At 33.2% G+C, this 16,014-nt stretch carries 15 protein-coding genes and 1 pseudogene; 8 read left to right on the top strand and 8 right to left on the bottom strand.

Annotated elements, in window-relative coordinates; all coding sequences use genetic code 11:
- Nucleotides 1-7: 7 nt before the first annotated feature.
- The gene (locus tag LS81_RS07635; protein WP_034346638.1) at nucleotides 8-850 is read right to left on the bottom strand and encodes an aldo/keto reductase; all 843 of its coding nucleotides are present in this window, start codon (nucleotides 848-850) and stop codon (nucleotides 8-10) included.
- A 114-nt stretch (nucleotides 851-964) separates the two neighbouring features.
- Between LS81_RS07635 and rrpA the strand changes: the two genes are divergently transcribed.
- The 5 genes from rrpA (at nucleotide 965) to arsB (ending at nucleotide 4,137) form a co-directional block, all read left to right on the top strand.
- Nucleotides 965-1,294, top strand: a complete 330-nt coding sequence (rrpA, locus tag LS81_RS07630; protein ID WP_034346636.1) for a MarR family transcription factor RrpA — start codon at nucleotides 965-967, stop codon at nucleotides 1,292-1,294.
- Nucleotides 1,295-1,436: 142 nt separating this feature from the next.
- Nucleotides 1,437-2,378 carry a permease gene (locus tag LS81_RS07625; RefSeq protein WP_034346635.1) on the top strand — a complete coding sequence of 314 codons (942 nt, stop codon included), beginning with the start codon at nucleotides 1,437-1,439 and terminating at the stop codon, nucleotides 2,376-2,378.
- 9 nt (nucleotides 2,379-2,387) lie between these two features.
- The gene (locus tag LS81_RS07620) at nucleotides 2,388-2,708 is read left to right on the top strand and encodes an ArsR/SmtB family transcription factor (RefSeq protein WP_034346633.1); all 321 of its coding nucleotides are present in this window, start codon (nucleotides 2,388-2,390) and stop codon (nucleotides 2,706-2,708) included.
- The gene (locus tag LS81_RS07615) at nucleotides 2,705-3,127 is read left to right on the top strand and encodes an arsenate reductase/protein-tyrosine-phosphatase family protein (protein ID WP_034346632.1); all 423 of its coding nucleotides are present in this window, start codon (nucleotides 2,705-2,707) and stop codon (nucleotides 3,125-3,127) included. Before LS81_RS07620 ends, LS81_RS07615 begins: the two co-directional genes overlap by 4 nt.
- The gene (gene arsB, locus LS81_RS07610; protein ID WP_034346631.1) at nucleotides 3,121-4,137 is read left to right on the top strand and encodes an ACR3 family arsenite efflux transporter; all 1,017 of its coding nucleotides are present in this window, start codon (nucleotides 3,121-3,123) and stop codon (nucleotides 4,135-4,137) included. The genes LS81_RS07615 and arsB overlap by 7 nt, the downstream gene beginning before the upstream one ends.
- Nucleotides 4,138-4,799: 662 nt before the next feature.
- Here the strand turns inward: arsB and LS81_RS07605 are convergent.
- Nucleotides 4,800-5,909 (bottom strand): tyrosine-type recombinase/integrase, encoded by a 1,110-nt coding sequence (locus LS81_RS07605; protein WP_034346629.1) that lies wholly within the window; start codon nucleotides 5,907-5,909, stop codon nucleotides 4,800-4,802.
- Nucleotides 5,910-5,962: 53 nt separating this feature from the next.
- On the bottom strand, nucleotides 5,963-6,736 hold the full coding sequence (locus tag LS81_RS07600) for a thiazole synthase (protein WP_034346628.1): 774 nt from the start codon (nucleotides 6,734-6,736) through the stop codon (nucleotides 5,963-5,965).
- A 420-nt stretch (nucleotides 6,737-7,156) separates the two neighbouring features.
- Here LS81_RS07600 and tpx point away from each other — a divergent pair, with 420 nt between their 5' ends.
- The 3 genes from tpx to argJ all read left to right on the top strand — a co-directional run bounded on the left by tpx (nucleotide 7,157) and on the right by argJ (nucleotide 10,690).
- Nucleotides 7,157-7,657: a thiol peroxidase gene (gene tpx / locus LS81_RS07595; protein ID WP_034344515.1), complete on the top strand. Its 501-nt coding sequence runs from the start codon at nucleotides 7,157-7,159 to the stop codon at nucleotides 7,655-7,657.
- 332 nt (nucleotides 7,658-7,989) lie between these two features.
- A complete protein-coding gene (locus LS81_RS07590) occupies nucleotides 7,990-9,090 on the top strand; it encodes a glycosyl transferase family 90 (protein WP_237022212.1) in 1,101 nt (366 codons plus the stop codon).
- A 139-nt stretch (nucleotides 9,091-9,229) separates the two neighbouring features.
- Nucleotides 9,230-10,690: a bifunctional ornithine acetyltransferase/N-acetylglutamate synthase gene (gene argJ, locus LS81_RS07585; RefSeq protein ID WP_034344519.1), complete on the top strand. Its 1,461-nt coding sequence runs from the start codon at nucleotides 9,230-9,232 to the stop codon at nucleotides 10,688-10,690.
- A gap of 666 nt (nucleotides 10,691-11,356) precedes the next feature.
- Here argJ and LS81_RS07580 read toward each other — a convergent pair.
- The 5 genes and pseudogenes from LS81_RS07580 to LS81_RS07560 all read right to left on the bottom strand — a co-directional run.
- Nucleotides 11,357-12,121, bottom strand: coding sequence for a hypothetical protein (locus LS81_RS07580; protein WP_034344521.1), 765 nt, complete (start codon nucleotides 12,119-12,121; stop codon nucleotides 11,357-11,359).
- A gap of 132 nt (nucleotides 12,122-12,253) precedes the next feature.
- Nucleotides 12,254-12,673: an RrF2 family transcriptional regulator gene (locus tag LS81_RS07575; RefSeq protein ID WP_104696512.1), complete on the bottom strand. Its 420-nt coding sequence runs from the start codon at nucleotides 12,671-12,673 to the stop codon at nucleotides 12,254-12,256.
- 538 nt (nucleotides 12,674-13,211) lie between these two features.
- Nucleotides 13,212-14,477 carry a hypothetical protein gene (locus tag LS81_RS07570; protein WP_104696511.1) on the bottom strand — a complete coding sequence of 422 codons (1,266 nt, stop codon included), beginning with the start codon at nucleotides 14,475-14,477 and terminating at the stop codon, nucleotides 13,212-13,214.
- A 28-nt stretch (nucleotides 14,478-14,505) separates the two neighbouring features.
- Entirely contained in the window at nucleotides 14,506-15,717 is a 1,212-nt protein-coding gene (locus LS81_RS07565; protein WP_034345708.1) for a hypothetical protein, read from the bottom strand.
- 63 nt (nucleotides 15,718-15,780) lie between these two features.
- Nucleotides 15,781-16,014: pseudogene (locus LS81_RS07560) on the bottom strand (hypothetical protein); the annotation flags it as partial.

Below are 16,014 nucleotides of genomic sequence, written 5' to 3'. Positions count from 1 at the left end.
TTTTTAACTATTTTGCTAAATTTAATAAAAAATTTATAGTCTCTAATTCCCTGTGATTACAGATAATAAATTCATTTTTGCCTATTTCTGCAATTTTTTCCATATCGCTAGAATCAAGCGCAAAATCAAAAACACTAATATTTTCTATCATTCTTTCTTTGCTAAGTGTTTTTGGAATTACTGCAATTCCTCTTTGAATGAGCCATCGTAAAATTACTTGTGCTACACTTTTGTTGTATTTAGAAGCAATTGCTTTTAAGATTTCATTATCAAATATACCATTTTGTCCTTCTGCAAAAGAAGCCCAAGATTGCATTGTTATCCCTAGATCTTTCATTGTATTTTCAAAATCAAAGCGTGGTAAAAAAGGGTGGCATTCTACTTGATTTAATGCGGGTTTAATTTCATTGTGGAAGCAAAATTCGCTCAATCTATCAGGATAGAAATTGCTCACACCAATTGATTTTACTAATCCTTCTTTTTTAAGTTCGCATAAAACTTCCCAAGCACCATAGCTATCATTAAATGGTTGATGAATAAGATAGAGATCTACATAATCAAGACCAAGTTTTTTTAATGAAGTTTCAAATGCACCTCTGGCATTTTTCTTGCTAATATTGTTAATCCATAGTTTTGTAGTGATAAATAACTCTTCTCTCTTAATACCGCTTGCTTTAATCGCTGTGCCAACGCCTTCCTCATTATCATAGATGGCTGCTGTATCTATTAATCTATAGCCTACACTTAGTGCATCTTCTACGCATTTTTGAGTTTGATTTTTATCAATTTGAAATACACCGTATCCTAAGATTGGCATGGTATTGCCATCATTTAGTTTGATTGTTTCCATACATAATTCCTTTTATTTAATTTGAATTGGAATTTTAAGTAATACAAGTTATAATGTCAATACATAAAATAAAGAAAGTTACTAACCAAAAGTATAGTATTAAAGGAAACAAAAGTGCAAAATACTAAAAAATCAAGCTGTAATTATCAAGAATGTGGCTTTAACTATACTCTCTCGCTAATAGCTGGCAAATACAAAATGAGCGTGCTTTATTGCCTTTATAAAGATGGCATTGTAAGATACAATGAACTTAACAGGATTTTAGCTCCCATCTCTTTCAAGACACTTACTAATGTTTTGCGTGAATTGGAGCAAGATGGCTTAATTAATCGCAAAGAATATCCACAAATCCCTCCAAAGGTAGAATATAGCCTATCTGAGAGAGGAAAGACACTAATACCTGTGCTTGATGCATTGTGCAAATGGGGAGAAGAAAATAGGTAAAAATTTTTAAATCTTTCTATCTATTTGAAGTTTCTTACTTTAGAAACAACGAGCTTGTTGGTAAATTTATATATCAATATATCTTGATATATCGATATAACTATGTTAATATTCAAGATGACAAAAAACAAAAGGAGTATTTATGCAATCACTAAAACTTTTTTCAGTTTATTTTATAGAGCTTTCTTTGCTCTTTGTTTTTATCTCTGTGATTGTAGGTTTTATCAACCAAAAATACAAAAACACCTTCCAAAAACATTTAAGCAAAGATTCTTATTTTAGTTATTTTAAAGCTATTTTTCTTGGTTCTCTAACGCCATTTTGCTCTTGCTCTACCATTCCACTACTTCGCGCATTACTAAATGCAAATGTGGCTTTTGGTGTATGTATGGCTTATCTTTTTACTTCACCACTTATCAATCCCATCATTGTGGTGATGCTTTTTTTGGCTTTTGGCCTAAAACTCACACTCTTTTATATTATTTTTCTTTATATTGCAATTTTTATTATTGCTCTATTTTTACAAAGTCTAGATTCTAAAAACTTTTTAAAACAAGAAATAAAACCTAATGTTTCTAACTTTAGCCTTAAGCCTACTAAAATTACTACTTTTAGCTTAACAAAGCCAGCAACAAATTGTTGCGATTCTAAAAACTCTTGTTGCGAAAAACCAAAAAACAATAATTTATTAAAAACTCTTTTCTATCAAAGTTTGAAAGATTATAAAAAACTTATCCCTTATATTGCTATAGGTATGGGGATAGGCGCTCTTATTCATGGATTTGCACCACAGGATTTTTTGCAAAATGCTCTAAATTTTGGGATTTTAAGCATTATTTTTGCAGCACTCATAGGGGTATTGCTCTATATTCGAGTAGAAGCAATTATTCCTATTGGCATTGCACTGCTTGAAGCAGGAGTAAATGAGGGTATGATCTTTAGCTTTTTGATTGCAGGCGCAGGCTGCTCTTTGCCTGAATTGATTTTATTAAAAAGTATGTTTAAGACAAAATTTTTAGCTATTTTTATTGGATTAGTTCTTCTTATTTCTATATGTTTTGGTGGAGTTATTTACGTTTTATAAGGAGGCAAAATGAATAATTTTTTACATATAATAGGCGCATTAAATGATGAAAGTAGAGTTTTGATACTAGCTTTTTTAGATAAAAATGGCAAGCTTTGTGTATGTGATTTGCAAATCTCTTTGGGAATGACACAATCACGCCTTTCACGCCATCTAAAAATCTTAAAAGATTCTGGCTTTTTATCTGTCGATCGCAAGGGAACTTGGGCATATTATAGTATAGAAGAAGAACTCTCTACTTTCCACAAACAATGCTTAGAGGCAATCAAAAATCTTAGATTATTGCTACCTCCATTAAAGAAAACTGCTTGCTCTAAGGAGATGAGATGAAAATTGCATTTATTTGTGTGCATAATAGTTGTCGCTCTCAAATGGCAGAAGCACTATCTAAACACAAGGCAAAGAATCTAGGATTAGATTTAGAGATCTTTTCTGCAGGAAGCGACACATCAAAGGGAGTAAATCCCCAAGCTATAAGGCTTATTAATGAGCTTTATAATCTTGATATGACAAATCACTATGCAAAGCTTATAGATACCCTACCAAAAGATATAGATATTGCTGTAAGCATGGGGTGCAATGTCGCTTGTCCAAGCCTTAAGGCAGAATATTTTTTTGATTTTGCCCTAATGGATCCAAGTGGAAGCGATGATGAGACTTTTAAACAAGTTATAAAAACACTAGATTCTAAACTTGATGCACTTCTGCAGGCTATCAAGACAAATTCACTCAAAGGTTTTGTATGCTAGGTATAGTAGATAGATTCCTTAGTCTTTGGATTTTTCTTTCAATGGCTGCGGGCTTATTGCTTGGCTATCTTGTTCCAAATATCAATAATTTTTGGGCGATTTTTGAATACAACTCTCTAAATATGCTTTTGGTTGTTTGTCTTATCATAATGATGTATCCCCCTCTTGCAAAAGTAGAATATGCCAAAATGCTACAAGTCTTTGATGATAAAAAGATTCTAGCTTTTTCACTTTTTTTAAACTGGATTGTTGGTCCTAGTTTGATGTTTATTTTGGCTTATATTTTTTTAAGAGATCAAGTAGAATATATGCAAGGTGTGATTATTATCGGACTTGCTAGATGTGTGGCAATGGTTGTGGTATGGAGTGATCTAGCAAAGGCAAATAGAGAATATACAAGTGCGCTTGTGGCCTTTAATAGTGTGTTTCAAATCCTATTTTTTGGAATCTTGGCATATTTCTATCTTGACTTTTTACCCTCAATACTTGGCATAAAAATGGAAAATTCTAGTATAGATATTAGCATTAGTGCAATTAGCAAAAATGTCTTTATTTATCTTGGAATCCCTTTTGTGTTAGGGTTTTTAAGCCGTTTTGTTTTACTAAAGACAAAGGGAGCTTCTTGGTATGAAACAAAATTCCTTCCATTCATTAGTCCGCTAACGCTTATTACTCTACTTTTTACAATTTTAATGATGTGCTCTTATAAATCTGATGCTATCTTTACTTTGCCATTAGATACATTAAAAATTGCCTTGCCTTTGATTTTGTATTTTGTATGTATGTTTTTCTTTTCTTGGTTTATTTCACGCAAAAACAAAATCAACTATGAAAAGACTTGCTCGATTTCTTTTAGCGCAAGTGGTAATAATTTTGAACTTGCAATTGCGATTTGTATCGCAAGCTTTGGGATTGCATCTCCACAAAGCTTTGGGGCGATTATCGGACCACTTGTAGAAGTGCCGGTGCTAGTTTTATTAGTCAAATGGGCATTAAAGAATAGATATTAAGATTCTAAACCTACTTAGAATCTTTACTCACTTCGTATTACTTGGATTCTTATGTCTTTGGTTTTTATTTAGCTTTTAATGTTAATCTTTGATGCTAAAAACCTCTTGACTTATACCAATTAACCTTTTATGGCTATATTTTTTATCATAATGTAAAATTATTTAGAGGTGTTAAGATAATTTATACATAAAAAGCATTTTTGCGTGATTTTTAAAATCTATTGTTTTATAATACTAAAAGCTTTGTGTGGAATTTATAGTAAGCGCTTTTGTTAAGAGATTCTAAAATTTGTTTAAGAAATTTTAGGCTTATTTTATTTTTACTTGAACTTGATTTTGAAGTATAGGTTATATGAAATTAGGGGTTTTGTTGTAATGTGGTGTTTGTGAAAAATCACTTTGTTGATTCTCATGCGGCTTAACATCACAGATAAACGCTCTTTGATGATTTATGTTCTAAGAGCTTTAATATATTATCGATTTATTCTTTGTTAAAAGAGAGGCGTATAAGCAACCTAAGTTAAAACAATAGAAAATATTGTTGAAAATGGCATAGCGAGGCTATTGAGCTGCAGTTGTCTAGCAATGCGTAAGATGACAGACATGCCATAAAAGGCAAGTCAAGGCGCTAGAGGACATATAATCATTCTCTGAATGATTAGCTAATTTAGGCGATTATCTCTCTCATCACTAAGATTTGAGATTACATTTGCTGCATGTTTTAATCGTTGATTATCAAAATGTGTATAGATTCTACTTGTTTCAATGCTGCTATGCCCTAAGCTTTCTTGGACTAAAATGAGATCTTTGCTTTTATTGTAAAGCATGGTAGCAAAGCTGTGCCGCAATAGATGGGCACCATTTTTTGCCTTACGGATACCAGCACTTAAAAGCAGATTCTCAATCACCATATAAATGTAGGATTGTGCAGGAATATGAAATTTCTTATTGATGAACAAGGGCATATCATCGGCTACATGAGGAAAAGTAGCACGCAGTGCCACCCAGTCATTATAATAATCTTGTATCAATGTTTTTGCGATAAAAACAACACGCATTTTGTTGCCTTTGCCACGTAAACGCAGCATATAATAATCTCCCTCTAGGGATACATCTTTATAGCCAATTTCTAATATCTCGCTCACACGGGCACCACTATACACAATCATTAAAATTACAAGTTGATTTCTAAGTCTCACAATTGAATTTATATGTTTCTGTTTAATGTTGTAACTTTTTAGTGCATTTAAAAACGCATTTAATTCTGTCTCTGTTAAAAATTCAGGTAGATCATGCGATACAGATCGCTTTGCTAGTGAAACATCCATATTATAAACGTGGGCTGCACCATTTTCTAGGGTATTTTGCCTTTGTATGAAATCAAAAAAGTTTGTCAAAGCGAACTGGTAATTTCGTATTGTCGTAAGGCTTAGATTTGCTGTATAAATGCTTAAAAATTCCTGCACATTTTCAACATATATATCACGCATATCTGAAAAGCCAAGTCGCATACAATAGTTATAAAATGTAAAAAGTGGATTAGCATAAGTATTAATCCCAAGCAATCCTATCTTTCTTGCTTTTTTACAAATAGAGTGAATTTCATCGATTGAATTTAACCCACCGCTTTGTATATCTTGAACAATTTGTGCAAATATTGCTTTATCTTTTACTCTGTGTGCGGTTAATCCCATAAGTTTTGTGTAAAAGAATCGTTCTAACCAAAATCGTAATGAGATATCAAATGATTCTCTGTTGAGTGGATAAGACATTTTAATTTCTTCCTTGTGACAATATAGTGATAAAAGTTTAAAAATGGAAATAACTAGAGAGCGGGCATGTAGTCTGTTGGTGAGCTTGCAGTGGCAAAAGGTTTTTTTGCTATGCGGCCAGCTTCATAGCTCAATCTACCGCTTTCAACTGCAAGTTTCATGGCTTTTGCCATTTTTATAGGATCTTTTGCTTGTGCAATTGCAGTGTTGCTTAGCACACCATCTGCTCCAAGCTCCATAGCGATACTAGCATCACTAGCACAGCCTACACCAGCATCCACGATGACAGGGATTTTTACAGCTTCTTTTATAAACATGATATTATATTTGTTTTGCACTCCAAGCCCACTACCAATAGGTGCGGCAAGTGGCATGATGGCAGCTGCTCCAGCATCTTCTAATCTTTTTGCCATAATAGGATCATCATTGGTATACACTAGAATCTTAAAACCTTTACTTGCTAGAATTTTTGTTGCTTCTAGCGTCTCCACTGCATCTGGATAGAGTGTTTTTTGTGTATCGCCAATGATTTCTAGCTTAATAAAGTCAATCCCAGTGCCTTCTCTCACAAGCTCAAACATATTGACTGCTTCCCTTGCGGTTGTGCAACCAGCAGAATTTGGTAAAAATGAAATGTCAGTATCCTTGAAATAATCCATAAGATTTGGTGTATTTTTATCCAAAATATTTACACGTCTCACAGCAACGGTAATCATTTCGGCACCACTTGCGAGTGTAGCTTCTTTTGTGATTTCAAAATTTTCGTATTTTCCACTACCTACAATCAGACGGGAATTAAAGGTCCTTCCTGCAATAACTAATGACATCTTGTATCCTTAAAAAATGCAATAAATGTTTTGGAACAAAGTAAGTGCATTGTAACATAAAATGGTAACAACAAATTCCTTGAACAAAAAATCAAAGAAAAACAGCTGCTACATTTGGTTATTAAAATGTTGGTATTACCTGATATTTAAAATGGCATATAATGATGTTGGAATGTTTAGATATATATATATATATATATATATTAAATTATGTATTATTGCTTTTGAGGATGTGCAACTCTAAAAGATATTATGCTACCACTTACTTGGATTTTTGGGATTAACATGTGATATTGTGTGAAAAGAGTTAACATATTTTTGTTAGAATACCACCAATCCTTAAAAGAGAAAATAAAAATAAATTAGTTAAGTTAAAGAATTCATTTTGAGGATATTATTAAAGTGAAAAAGGACAAAATTATGGAAGTAAAATTTAAAGGTAATCCAGCTAAATTAAGTGCAAACACAATAAAGCTTGGCGACAAAGCTCCAAAGGTAAGCCTTGTAGCAAAGGACTTATCGCAAGTAGAAGTAGGCGGTGCAAGTGGTGTGTATCAAATTATTAATGTTGTGCCTAGCCTTGATACAGGTGTATGTGCAACTCAGACACGCAAATTTAATGAAGAGGCAACAAAGTTGGCAAATGCAAAGGTATATGCTGTATCTCTAGACTTACCTTTTGCACAAGGAAGATTCTGTAGCACAGAAGGAATTGAAAATCTAATAACATTAAGTGATTTTAGAGCAAAAGATTTTGGTAAAGCGTATGGTCTAATTTTAGAATCTTCTCCACTCGCAGGATTGCTTACACGTGCTGTGATTGTAGTAAATCCTCAAGGCGAGGTGTCTTATGTGGAAGTATGCGAAGAGGTTACAAACGAGCCAGACTATCAAAAAGCACTTGAAGCAGTGAACAAGTAATTGAAATCCTAAGGGATCAAACCTTGTTAAGCAGCAAGGGGTTTTATGTTTGAATTACATAATGCATTGTGAGTTATGCAGGTTTTGGATTTATCGGGTTTGTTGCAGTCTGATTGCTGTTTATCCTCTATGTCTATAAATTGGCAATTAGGGCTTTAGTCTTGTTGTGGGTGTGGGTTTGAGGTATCAATAAGAAAAGTTTAGTTTCTATGGTTTTAAACCTGCCTTGTGAATTTCAGAATTTGTTTCATGACACATGACATTAAGTTTAGCCTAGATTATTGTCTTGCCAACGTTTTATAGTATTATTTATAGTATTATGTTGTTAGTTTTTGAGTTCAGTATTGGAGGGTTATTTATTGCAAACTAGAGGTTCGCGTTTTATCTATAATCTCAAAGGTATCATGCGTATGATGATACCGCGTATAATAACACAAAAGCAACTTGAGGTAAAAATACAAAAACTGCTGCAAACCTATGACAAAGAGCTAGAAGTTATCAGTAATCGCATTAATTACTATAATAAGCTAGATAAGCCTTTTTGTATACCCTCAACACAAGATAAATTAGCGCAAGTGCAGCCATTGCAAGTCGCGTTGCCACCTTATCCTAGTCGATTATCAAACTTACAACAACTTGTACCAAATATAGATATATTGAAAAATAATACCTATAAGGCTGGATCGGTATATTTTTATGATTCTTATGAATGGACTAGATATTTTAAAGACGATTTGCGTTGGGCATATATGTTTTATGATGTTTGTGATCTTTTGAGTTTTCCTGCTATTTGCAAGTCTCGTCCTATTATTTCTTGCAACAACAATTCCGTATTACTGCAACTTGAAAAGTATCGTCATTTTCATTTCATTCATGATCCAATAAGATTTGAAGATAAAAAAGATATACTATTGTTTCGTGGTGCGGTGTATCAAGACCATAGAATCCGCTTTTTTGAAAAACACTTTACAAATCCAAATTGTGATATTGGACATGTTGGACGACCTGATTCTACTCCACAATGGATTAAAAATAAACTGTCAATACAAGAGCACTTGCCTTACAAGTTTTTACTAAGCCTTGAGGGTTATGATGTGGCGAGTAATTTGAAGTGGGTTTTAAGCTCAAACTCACTTTGTATTATGCCAGAACCTGAAATGGAAACATGGTTCATGGAGCAAAGGCTAGAAAAAGGAGTGCATTTTGCAGCAATAAATCGCGATTATAGTGATTTAGATTCTGTTCTTGAATACTACAAGACGCACACAAATGAAGCAAAAGAAATCATACAAAATGCACATGCCTTTTGTATGAAATTTTATGATAAAAGGTTGGAGGGCTTATTAAATCTTTTGGTATTACGCAAATATTTTTATCTTTCAGGACAAATTGACATAAGTCCATTAGAACAAACGTTATTTAAACTTGATTAAATAATATGGTAAAAAAATAATATATTGTGAATTTTTTACACCTATTAGGTCTATACCATAGGTATGAGCTTTTGAAAAAGTAGAATCTTCGCAGGTTTTTCGCTAGAATCCTCGCAGATTCTAAAGAGTGAGGAATGGTATGGTAACACAAGTAAAACTTAGGGCAAAAAAAAATACGAAGCTTCCTAAAGGTTTTGAGCTATCTGGTGTAAAGGCAAATATAAAGTATAAAAATCGACTAGATCTTGCTCTTATTTGCTCGCATGAGCCTTGCAAGAGTGCTGGTGTGTGGACAAAAAATAGCGTACAGGCAGCTTGTATTACTCACAATAAGGCTAAGATACAAAATGACATCCACGCAGTTATGATTAACTCGGGTTGTGCAAATGCTTGCACTGGAAAACAGGGTGAAGAGAATTGTCAGATAAGTGCAGAAGCATTGGCGGAGGTATTGCACATAGATCCTAAGCATGTTTTACTTGCTTCAACAGGTGTAATCGGAGTTCAATTGCCAATGTCTAGAATCTTAAAGGCTATTCCTAAGTTGGTAACACAAAAAAACAATAGTAAAGATTCTGTAAAACTTGCCAGTCGTGCCATTATGACAACAGATACTTTTCCAAAGACATTTGGTATAACCTGCCAACTAGAAGGATCAAGTGGTTTAGATTCTAATGATTTAAATACGGCTCATAGTGAGGATAAGATTGCAGGAAAGACAGAGGCAAACTCAAGTAAAAAAGTACAAGATTCTAAAGTTGATGCGCAATATGCTAAAGAAGCTAAGAGCTGTGAGACAAACGTAAATAATATGCAGGTGCAATTAGATTGCCAATCCCAACAAGCATATAATAAGAAAGCAAAAGCAGGAAAAAGGTGTAGTCATAAATTTAGAATCTTTGGTATGGCAAAGGGATCAGGTATGATTCATCCGAATATGGCGACAATGCTTGGCTTTATTTTGACTGATATAGCGATTTCTAAGGAATTATTGCAGGAAGCCTTAAGCGAAATTAATGCACAGACTTTTAATCAGATAAGTGTTGATGGTGATACTTCAACAAATGATATGGTGGTTGTTCTTGCAAATGGTGCAGCAAAAAATGAGATGATCTCGAGCAAAAATGCAGATTATGAGATTTTTAAAAAAGCTTTAAGAAAAGTATGTGTCAATCTTGCTAAAAAGATTGCACGAGATGGTGAGGGTGCTACACATTTGCTTGAAGTGTCCATTAAGAATGCACAAAGTTTAGAACAAGCACAGACCTTAAGTAAGGCTATTATTGGTTCAAATCTTGTTAAAACTGCAATTTTTGGTAAGGATGCAAATTGGGGGCGCATTATCTGTGCTATGGGGTATAGTAATGCCGACTTTGATGCGAACAAATTTAATCTTGCATTTGCAAGTAAAAAAGGAAAAATTACAATCGTAAAAGATGGTGTAGGAACGACTTTTAGTGAAGATAAGGCAAAGAGTATTTTAAGTGCAGATACCATTAAAATCCTTATTGATTTGCAAGATGGTACCTATAGCGCAAAAGCTTGGGGTTGTGATCTAAGCTATGATTACATTAAAATTAATGCAGATTATCGCTCATAAAGCTAGATTTAGTTAGTGGGATTTGTCTGAAAGAGGACATAAGATGTGTATAAGAGGCTGACGAACATGATGTTAGAGTGTGGTTAAATAGATTTCAAGAATCATAGAGAAGTCCAATTGGATTGATTTTATTTCCTTCACAAAAGGACTTATTACAATAGAGATAGAGAATCCTAGATTTAATTCCTAAAGAGGCGTAACTCATTAAAGTCAAATATTAGAGTCTAGTTTTCTGTGTCTGTTATTTATATATTTAGCACATATTTTTTAGAGTATATCTGAAAAAAGGGGAGGGCTTAGTCTGATATATAACCACATTTAAATCTATGAGCTACGTGTATATATCAAAAAAACATTTACTAGATAACTTTTAGTGCTTGTATCCTTGAGTAATTCTTAAAATGCTTATGAAGGAGTATATAAAAGTTGATTGTTTCTAGATTATAGATTAATATGAAAAATTCATAGGTTTTAGGTTTGTTTGCATAGAAGGTATATTAAGGCTTTGCAAGGTGAGTAATGAATGAAATCCAATACATTTAGGCAATGTAGCCCTGTTTAGAAACAACCTTTTTTGTATAATGAGTTTGTAGGATGTGATTTTAAGCTAAGGCAAACACAGGTAATGTGCTAAAATCATGTCATAAGATACAAGATTTAAAAATTTTAGCCTTTAAGATTAAGGATGTATGATGGCTCAAAGGATTCTAAATCCCACAAAGGTTCATTTTGCCCAACATCAATTTGTATTTCTTCAAATCCTTGTAATTCGTGCAATCTATTTTCAAGAATCTTTTTCACTTTTTCGCTCATAACACAAAGTCGCAAACACACGCTACTTTCCTCATTAAGTGACACAATACCATTAATTTCACCTAAGTGATGGAAGATGCTATAAAACTCTAAGAATTCCACCTGTTTTTTAAGCTGCACTAAGCTTTCTTTGCCATTATCTTCTTGTATTACCATACTAAACACACCATTTTGCAGAGCCACAAGCAGATTTGATAACTCCAAAAATTCTTGTTTGCTTGTTGCAAGAGGCAGTCTCTCTAGTAGAAATTCCTTAAAAACAGATTCAAGCGTGTTGCCATTTTTATGCGTTTCATTAAGTAGTTCTTTTAAGTCGTTTGAGCTTAACTTAAGTTTTGCATGCGCTAGATTTTCAAGCATTTTTGGTTGCTTAATGAGGTCTGAAATTAATAACCCATCTTTACTCTGTTTAACATTTGCCCAATAATTTGTTCCAATTTGAAGTTCTTTGTTGCTTTGTGTCTCAATTATGAGTTTTCCGAGTTGGACAAGATATCTATCTGCACCTTTTTTATCAAGTATGCGTAAAAGCATGGGTAAAGTAGCATTGATCTCCTTATTGCCCGTGGTTGTTGCCATTTGGCTTAATAGATTCTGAATATGTGTTGGCTGTATCATGTATCCACCCCTTTTCACTTATATGAGCATATCGGCACGGATTTGCGATTTATAAAGCAAGGGGAGGGGGCTAAAGGGCTTTGATGTATTGCAAAATGTTACAAACTCTTAATATGGTCATTTTATACATAATTACACAATATTATCTGTTTGCAATAAGTCTTGCAAACTATATTTTTGAAATTCTCGCATAAAAGCATCTTTTGCTTTATGGATGATTGCTTTGAGATTGCAGTTGATTTGATAGGGACACTTTGTGTGTTTCGCATTATGCTTCAAGCATTCAACAAAATCGGTATTTATCTCTGTATAGAGCAATACATCAAAAAGTCCAATATCTTTTGGTTCTTTAGCTAATTTTATGCCACCTTCTCTTCCTCTAAAAGTTTCAATAAAATGACCTTTTGAGAGCTTGTGAATAATTTTTTTGAGATGATTTTGTGAAATTTTAAGCTCACCTGCCATATTTTCTATGGTATTTAACGCATCGTTGTGTTGTGCAAGGTAGATTAATGCTCGAAATGAGTAGTCGCTAAATTTTGATAGCTGCATATGCTTCCTCGTATAGATTTAATATTTATGATTCATGATAAAATATTATCGTTTTATTTTATGATTCTCACATCCTAATAATACCATATTGTCATGCAACAAAAGAGTATTTATAAATGTGTGTTATGAAGAATTTCCTTTTTTATTACTTTTATTATAGAATATATTCTTAGTTTGTGTAATACGATTGTGTAAGGTATGTGTTAGGGTTTTGTACTTTTCTTTTTTTAGATATTATTGCGTTGCTCATGTGTTCTTCTTTGGTAACATACCTTTTGCTCCATTATTACAATTTTTCTAAAAATTTATCATGAAGTGGAGACTTGCACATTATGGATTCTTTAAGATTATAATGAGCATTTTTGTTTAAACTATGTGGTATTGAAATTGATTATGCGAGTAAAAAAGAAACTTTTTATTTATTATTCTTTAATAATTGCTTGTGTATTTTACTAAAGTTAGGGCTCAAGTAGGTTGCTAAAGCTTATTTTATAGCTTACACCCTCTTTTATAAATCTTTTTTACAATGTAAAACTTCCTATTTTATCCCATGCTTTTTGGCATAAGATTCTATTTTATCACGTAATTCTTGTGGGAAAGATTCTCTATACATTGCTGGGATTGTGGGGTTTAGTTTTTTATCTAGTTTGCCTGCTTCATAGAGTTCATCTAAATACTCTGGTATATAGTAAGTAGGTGCATTAGGATAGCCTTGAGGGGGAGTTGCTGCCATAATCTTAGCTTCTAAAAGCATAGAATCTATATATAAATCAGCTGATTGTTGTGTTCTTTCGCTAGATAAATCAACATCATATCTCCAAAATATTATATTCTTTATTCTTTCTCGAAAGGCTCGTCGTGTTTGTTCTGTAGCTCTAGGGTCCCTTGGGTCTAAGAGTTTGCCCTCTTGTATTTCTTCAAATATTTCTTCTAGAGTTTCTCCGCTCTGATCCACAGAATACCCGTATAACATATTCAAATCCATCACCCAATCCACTCCTATTATCTCATCTATGTATGGGAGCATACCAAATCTATCTGGCTTTATCTTTTTGGCTATGGCTCTAAGCTGTTGTTGGCGTAAGGGGTTTTTGCGTAATCCTAATCGTTGGTTGCCTATGATATGCTTTATATATGCCTCAAAATAATTTAAATTTTGAAAGGTAATAGTAGTCGCATCAAGCTGCATTTTTAATATAAGAGCCTGTATATGTCGTGCTTGAAAGCCCATTTTATCTCTTGAGAGATATCTTGGATTCCCTAGTATCCCTGCGGCTATGCCCCATTCTTGTATGTGTAGATAGGATTTTAATGTATCTTTATTCCTATCTACTTGATAAAAAATCTCTTCATATTCTTCATTGATTACTCTACCATGTTCATCTACTCCACCAATAGCATCAAAGGGTATATCTATGACTGCACTTCTTAATCCACTTCTAATCACTAGGTATTGATATCTTTCTCTTTTGGTTTGTAAAGATTCATAATAGGCTTTTTCAGCTTTAGTCCAAGGGGCTATGGCTTTTTTTATAGGATCTTTAAGATAGAGATCACGAAAGCTTTTAAATTCTTTAAAATGATTTGGATTTGTCTTAAGTGTTGGGTCAAAGTAGATGGGTTTGTATTGTTTTTTTGCTTTTTCCATTATCTGCCAAGCTTCAAGCAGGGCTTTGGAATATTCCTCTGTGTATTTGCCTGTTTCTACATACGGATCACGAGGGGTAAAATGAATTTTATTCGTTCCCTTATCTACTTTTAATGACAATGCATTAGGCGTATAGATTTGATATGTCTCACTCATTGTTTCTCCTTATCTTATTATTTTAATCTTATCCCAACCACAATCCATCTTCTATAATAATAGTGGTAGCTAGACGCCCTATGAATTTAGGACGTTTCTTGTTATTTTTGTCTTTGCTATTGGTCGCCTCTGCAAGATGTGTTGTTGGCGCATTGTTTGTATTCTCTCTCTCATTCACCCCTACATACAACGCCCTAATATTATTCTGCCCTATGGTATTAAGGCATTGCAATAATCTCCTTGCTTTGTTTTTATCATCTTTGTAGCTTAATATCTTACCTTGGTCATTTTTCTTTGGAGTGTTGGTAAAAAAGTAGTCTTTATAATCTGCTAGGATTTCTAAGGCTTCATTATAGGCATCAATGGCGGACTCTTGATCCTCTTCTTCTAAAGCCTTAAATTCTTGATACAAACTACTTCCCTCTGGCACTTGGTATCTGCGTATATCATTGAGGGATATATGGCTTGTTGTATCTATGATATTGCCTTTGCTATCTAGGGCTTTGTGATTAAAGAATGTATAATCTGGCACTTGCTTGTTGTAATGTATCTCATAATCCTCTTTAGTTTTTGCCTCTCGCTTTTCATCAATGATTATAAGCTTTAAAATCTCTTGTATCTTTTTATGTAGGAGTGCTTTAGAATCTAAGTTATTAAAATCTTGTGCCAATACCCTAAAATCTCTTATGATAAAGTTATAAGATTGTAGGTCCTTGAGTAAAGAACCTAAAGTATCATAGTGGTATTGTAAAAACTGGCTTGTCTTATTATAGATTCTATGTGTATTATTTTCTACATTATAGTTATGATAGAGACTAGGCATTGTATGATTAAATTCTTTGCTTGTAAGTAATGGCACGATGTAGAGTAGATTTTCTCTTTGATTTCTTGAAAATTTAGATTCTAAAAGCATGGTGTATGCTTGTGGCACATTAAAGTATTTAAGAGGGAGTGAGAGGATTTCACTGGGGATATTAGAATAAGAGGGAGAATGCAGAGAATCTAGGGTATTAGATTCTAAGAGAGAAGTAGAATCTAATGTATTTGTGTAAGAATCTAAGAAATGAGATTCTATGCTATGAGTCTTAGAATCTTTATATATTTGCAATCCTAGTATGCTACCTACACCAAGTAAGCTTAAGTCTTTTAAATCTTTAATAGCTTCGCGTCTTTTAGAATCTATGTGAGCATTTTTTGACAATATGTTTGGGAGCGTATTTCTAGAGTTATTCTTTTGCATTGCTTATCCTTTGTGGTAGATTATATTATTGAAACCTTATATAGCATTTATTAATACTTCTTTTTATTTAATATTATGCTTTTTGGCATAAGATTCTATTTTATCACGTAATTCTTGTGGGAAAGATTCTCTATACATTGCTGGGATTGTGGGGTTTAGTTTTTTATCTAGTTTGCCTGCTTCATAGAGTTCATCTAAATACTCTGGTATATAGTAAGTAGGTGCATTAGGATAGCCTTGAGGGGGAGTTGCTGCCATAATCTTAGCTTCTAAAAGCATAGAATCTATATATAAATC

The organism is Helicobacter trogontum (genome assembly GCF_000765905.2).
Taxonomy (GTDB): Bacteria; Campylobacterota; Campylobacteria; order Campylobacterales; family Helicobacteraceae; genus Helicobacter_A; species Helicobacter_A trogontum.
Note: the sequence above shows the minus strand (reverse complement) of the source record. Positions and strands in the feature narration are given on the sequence as shown.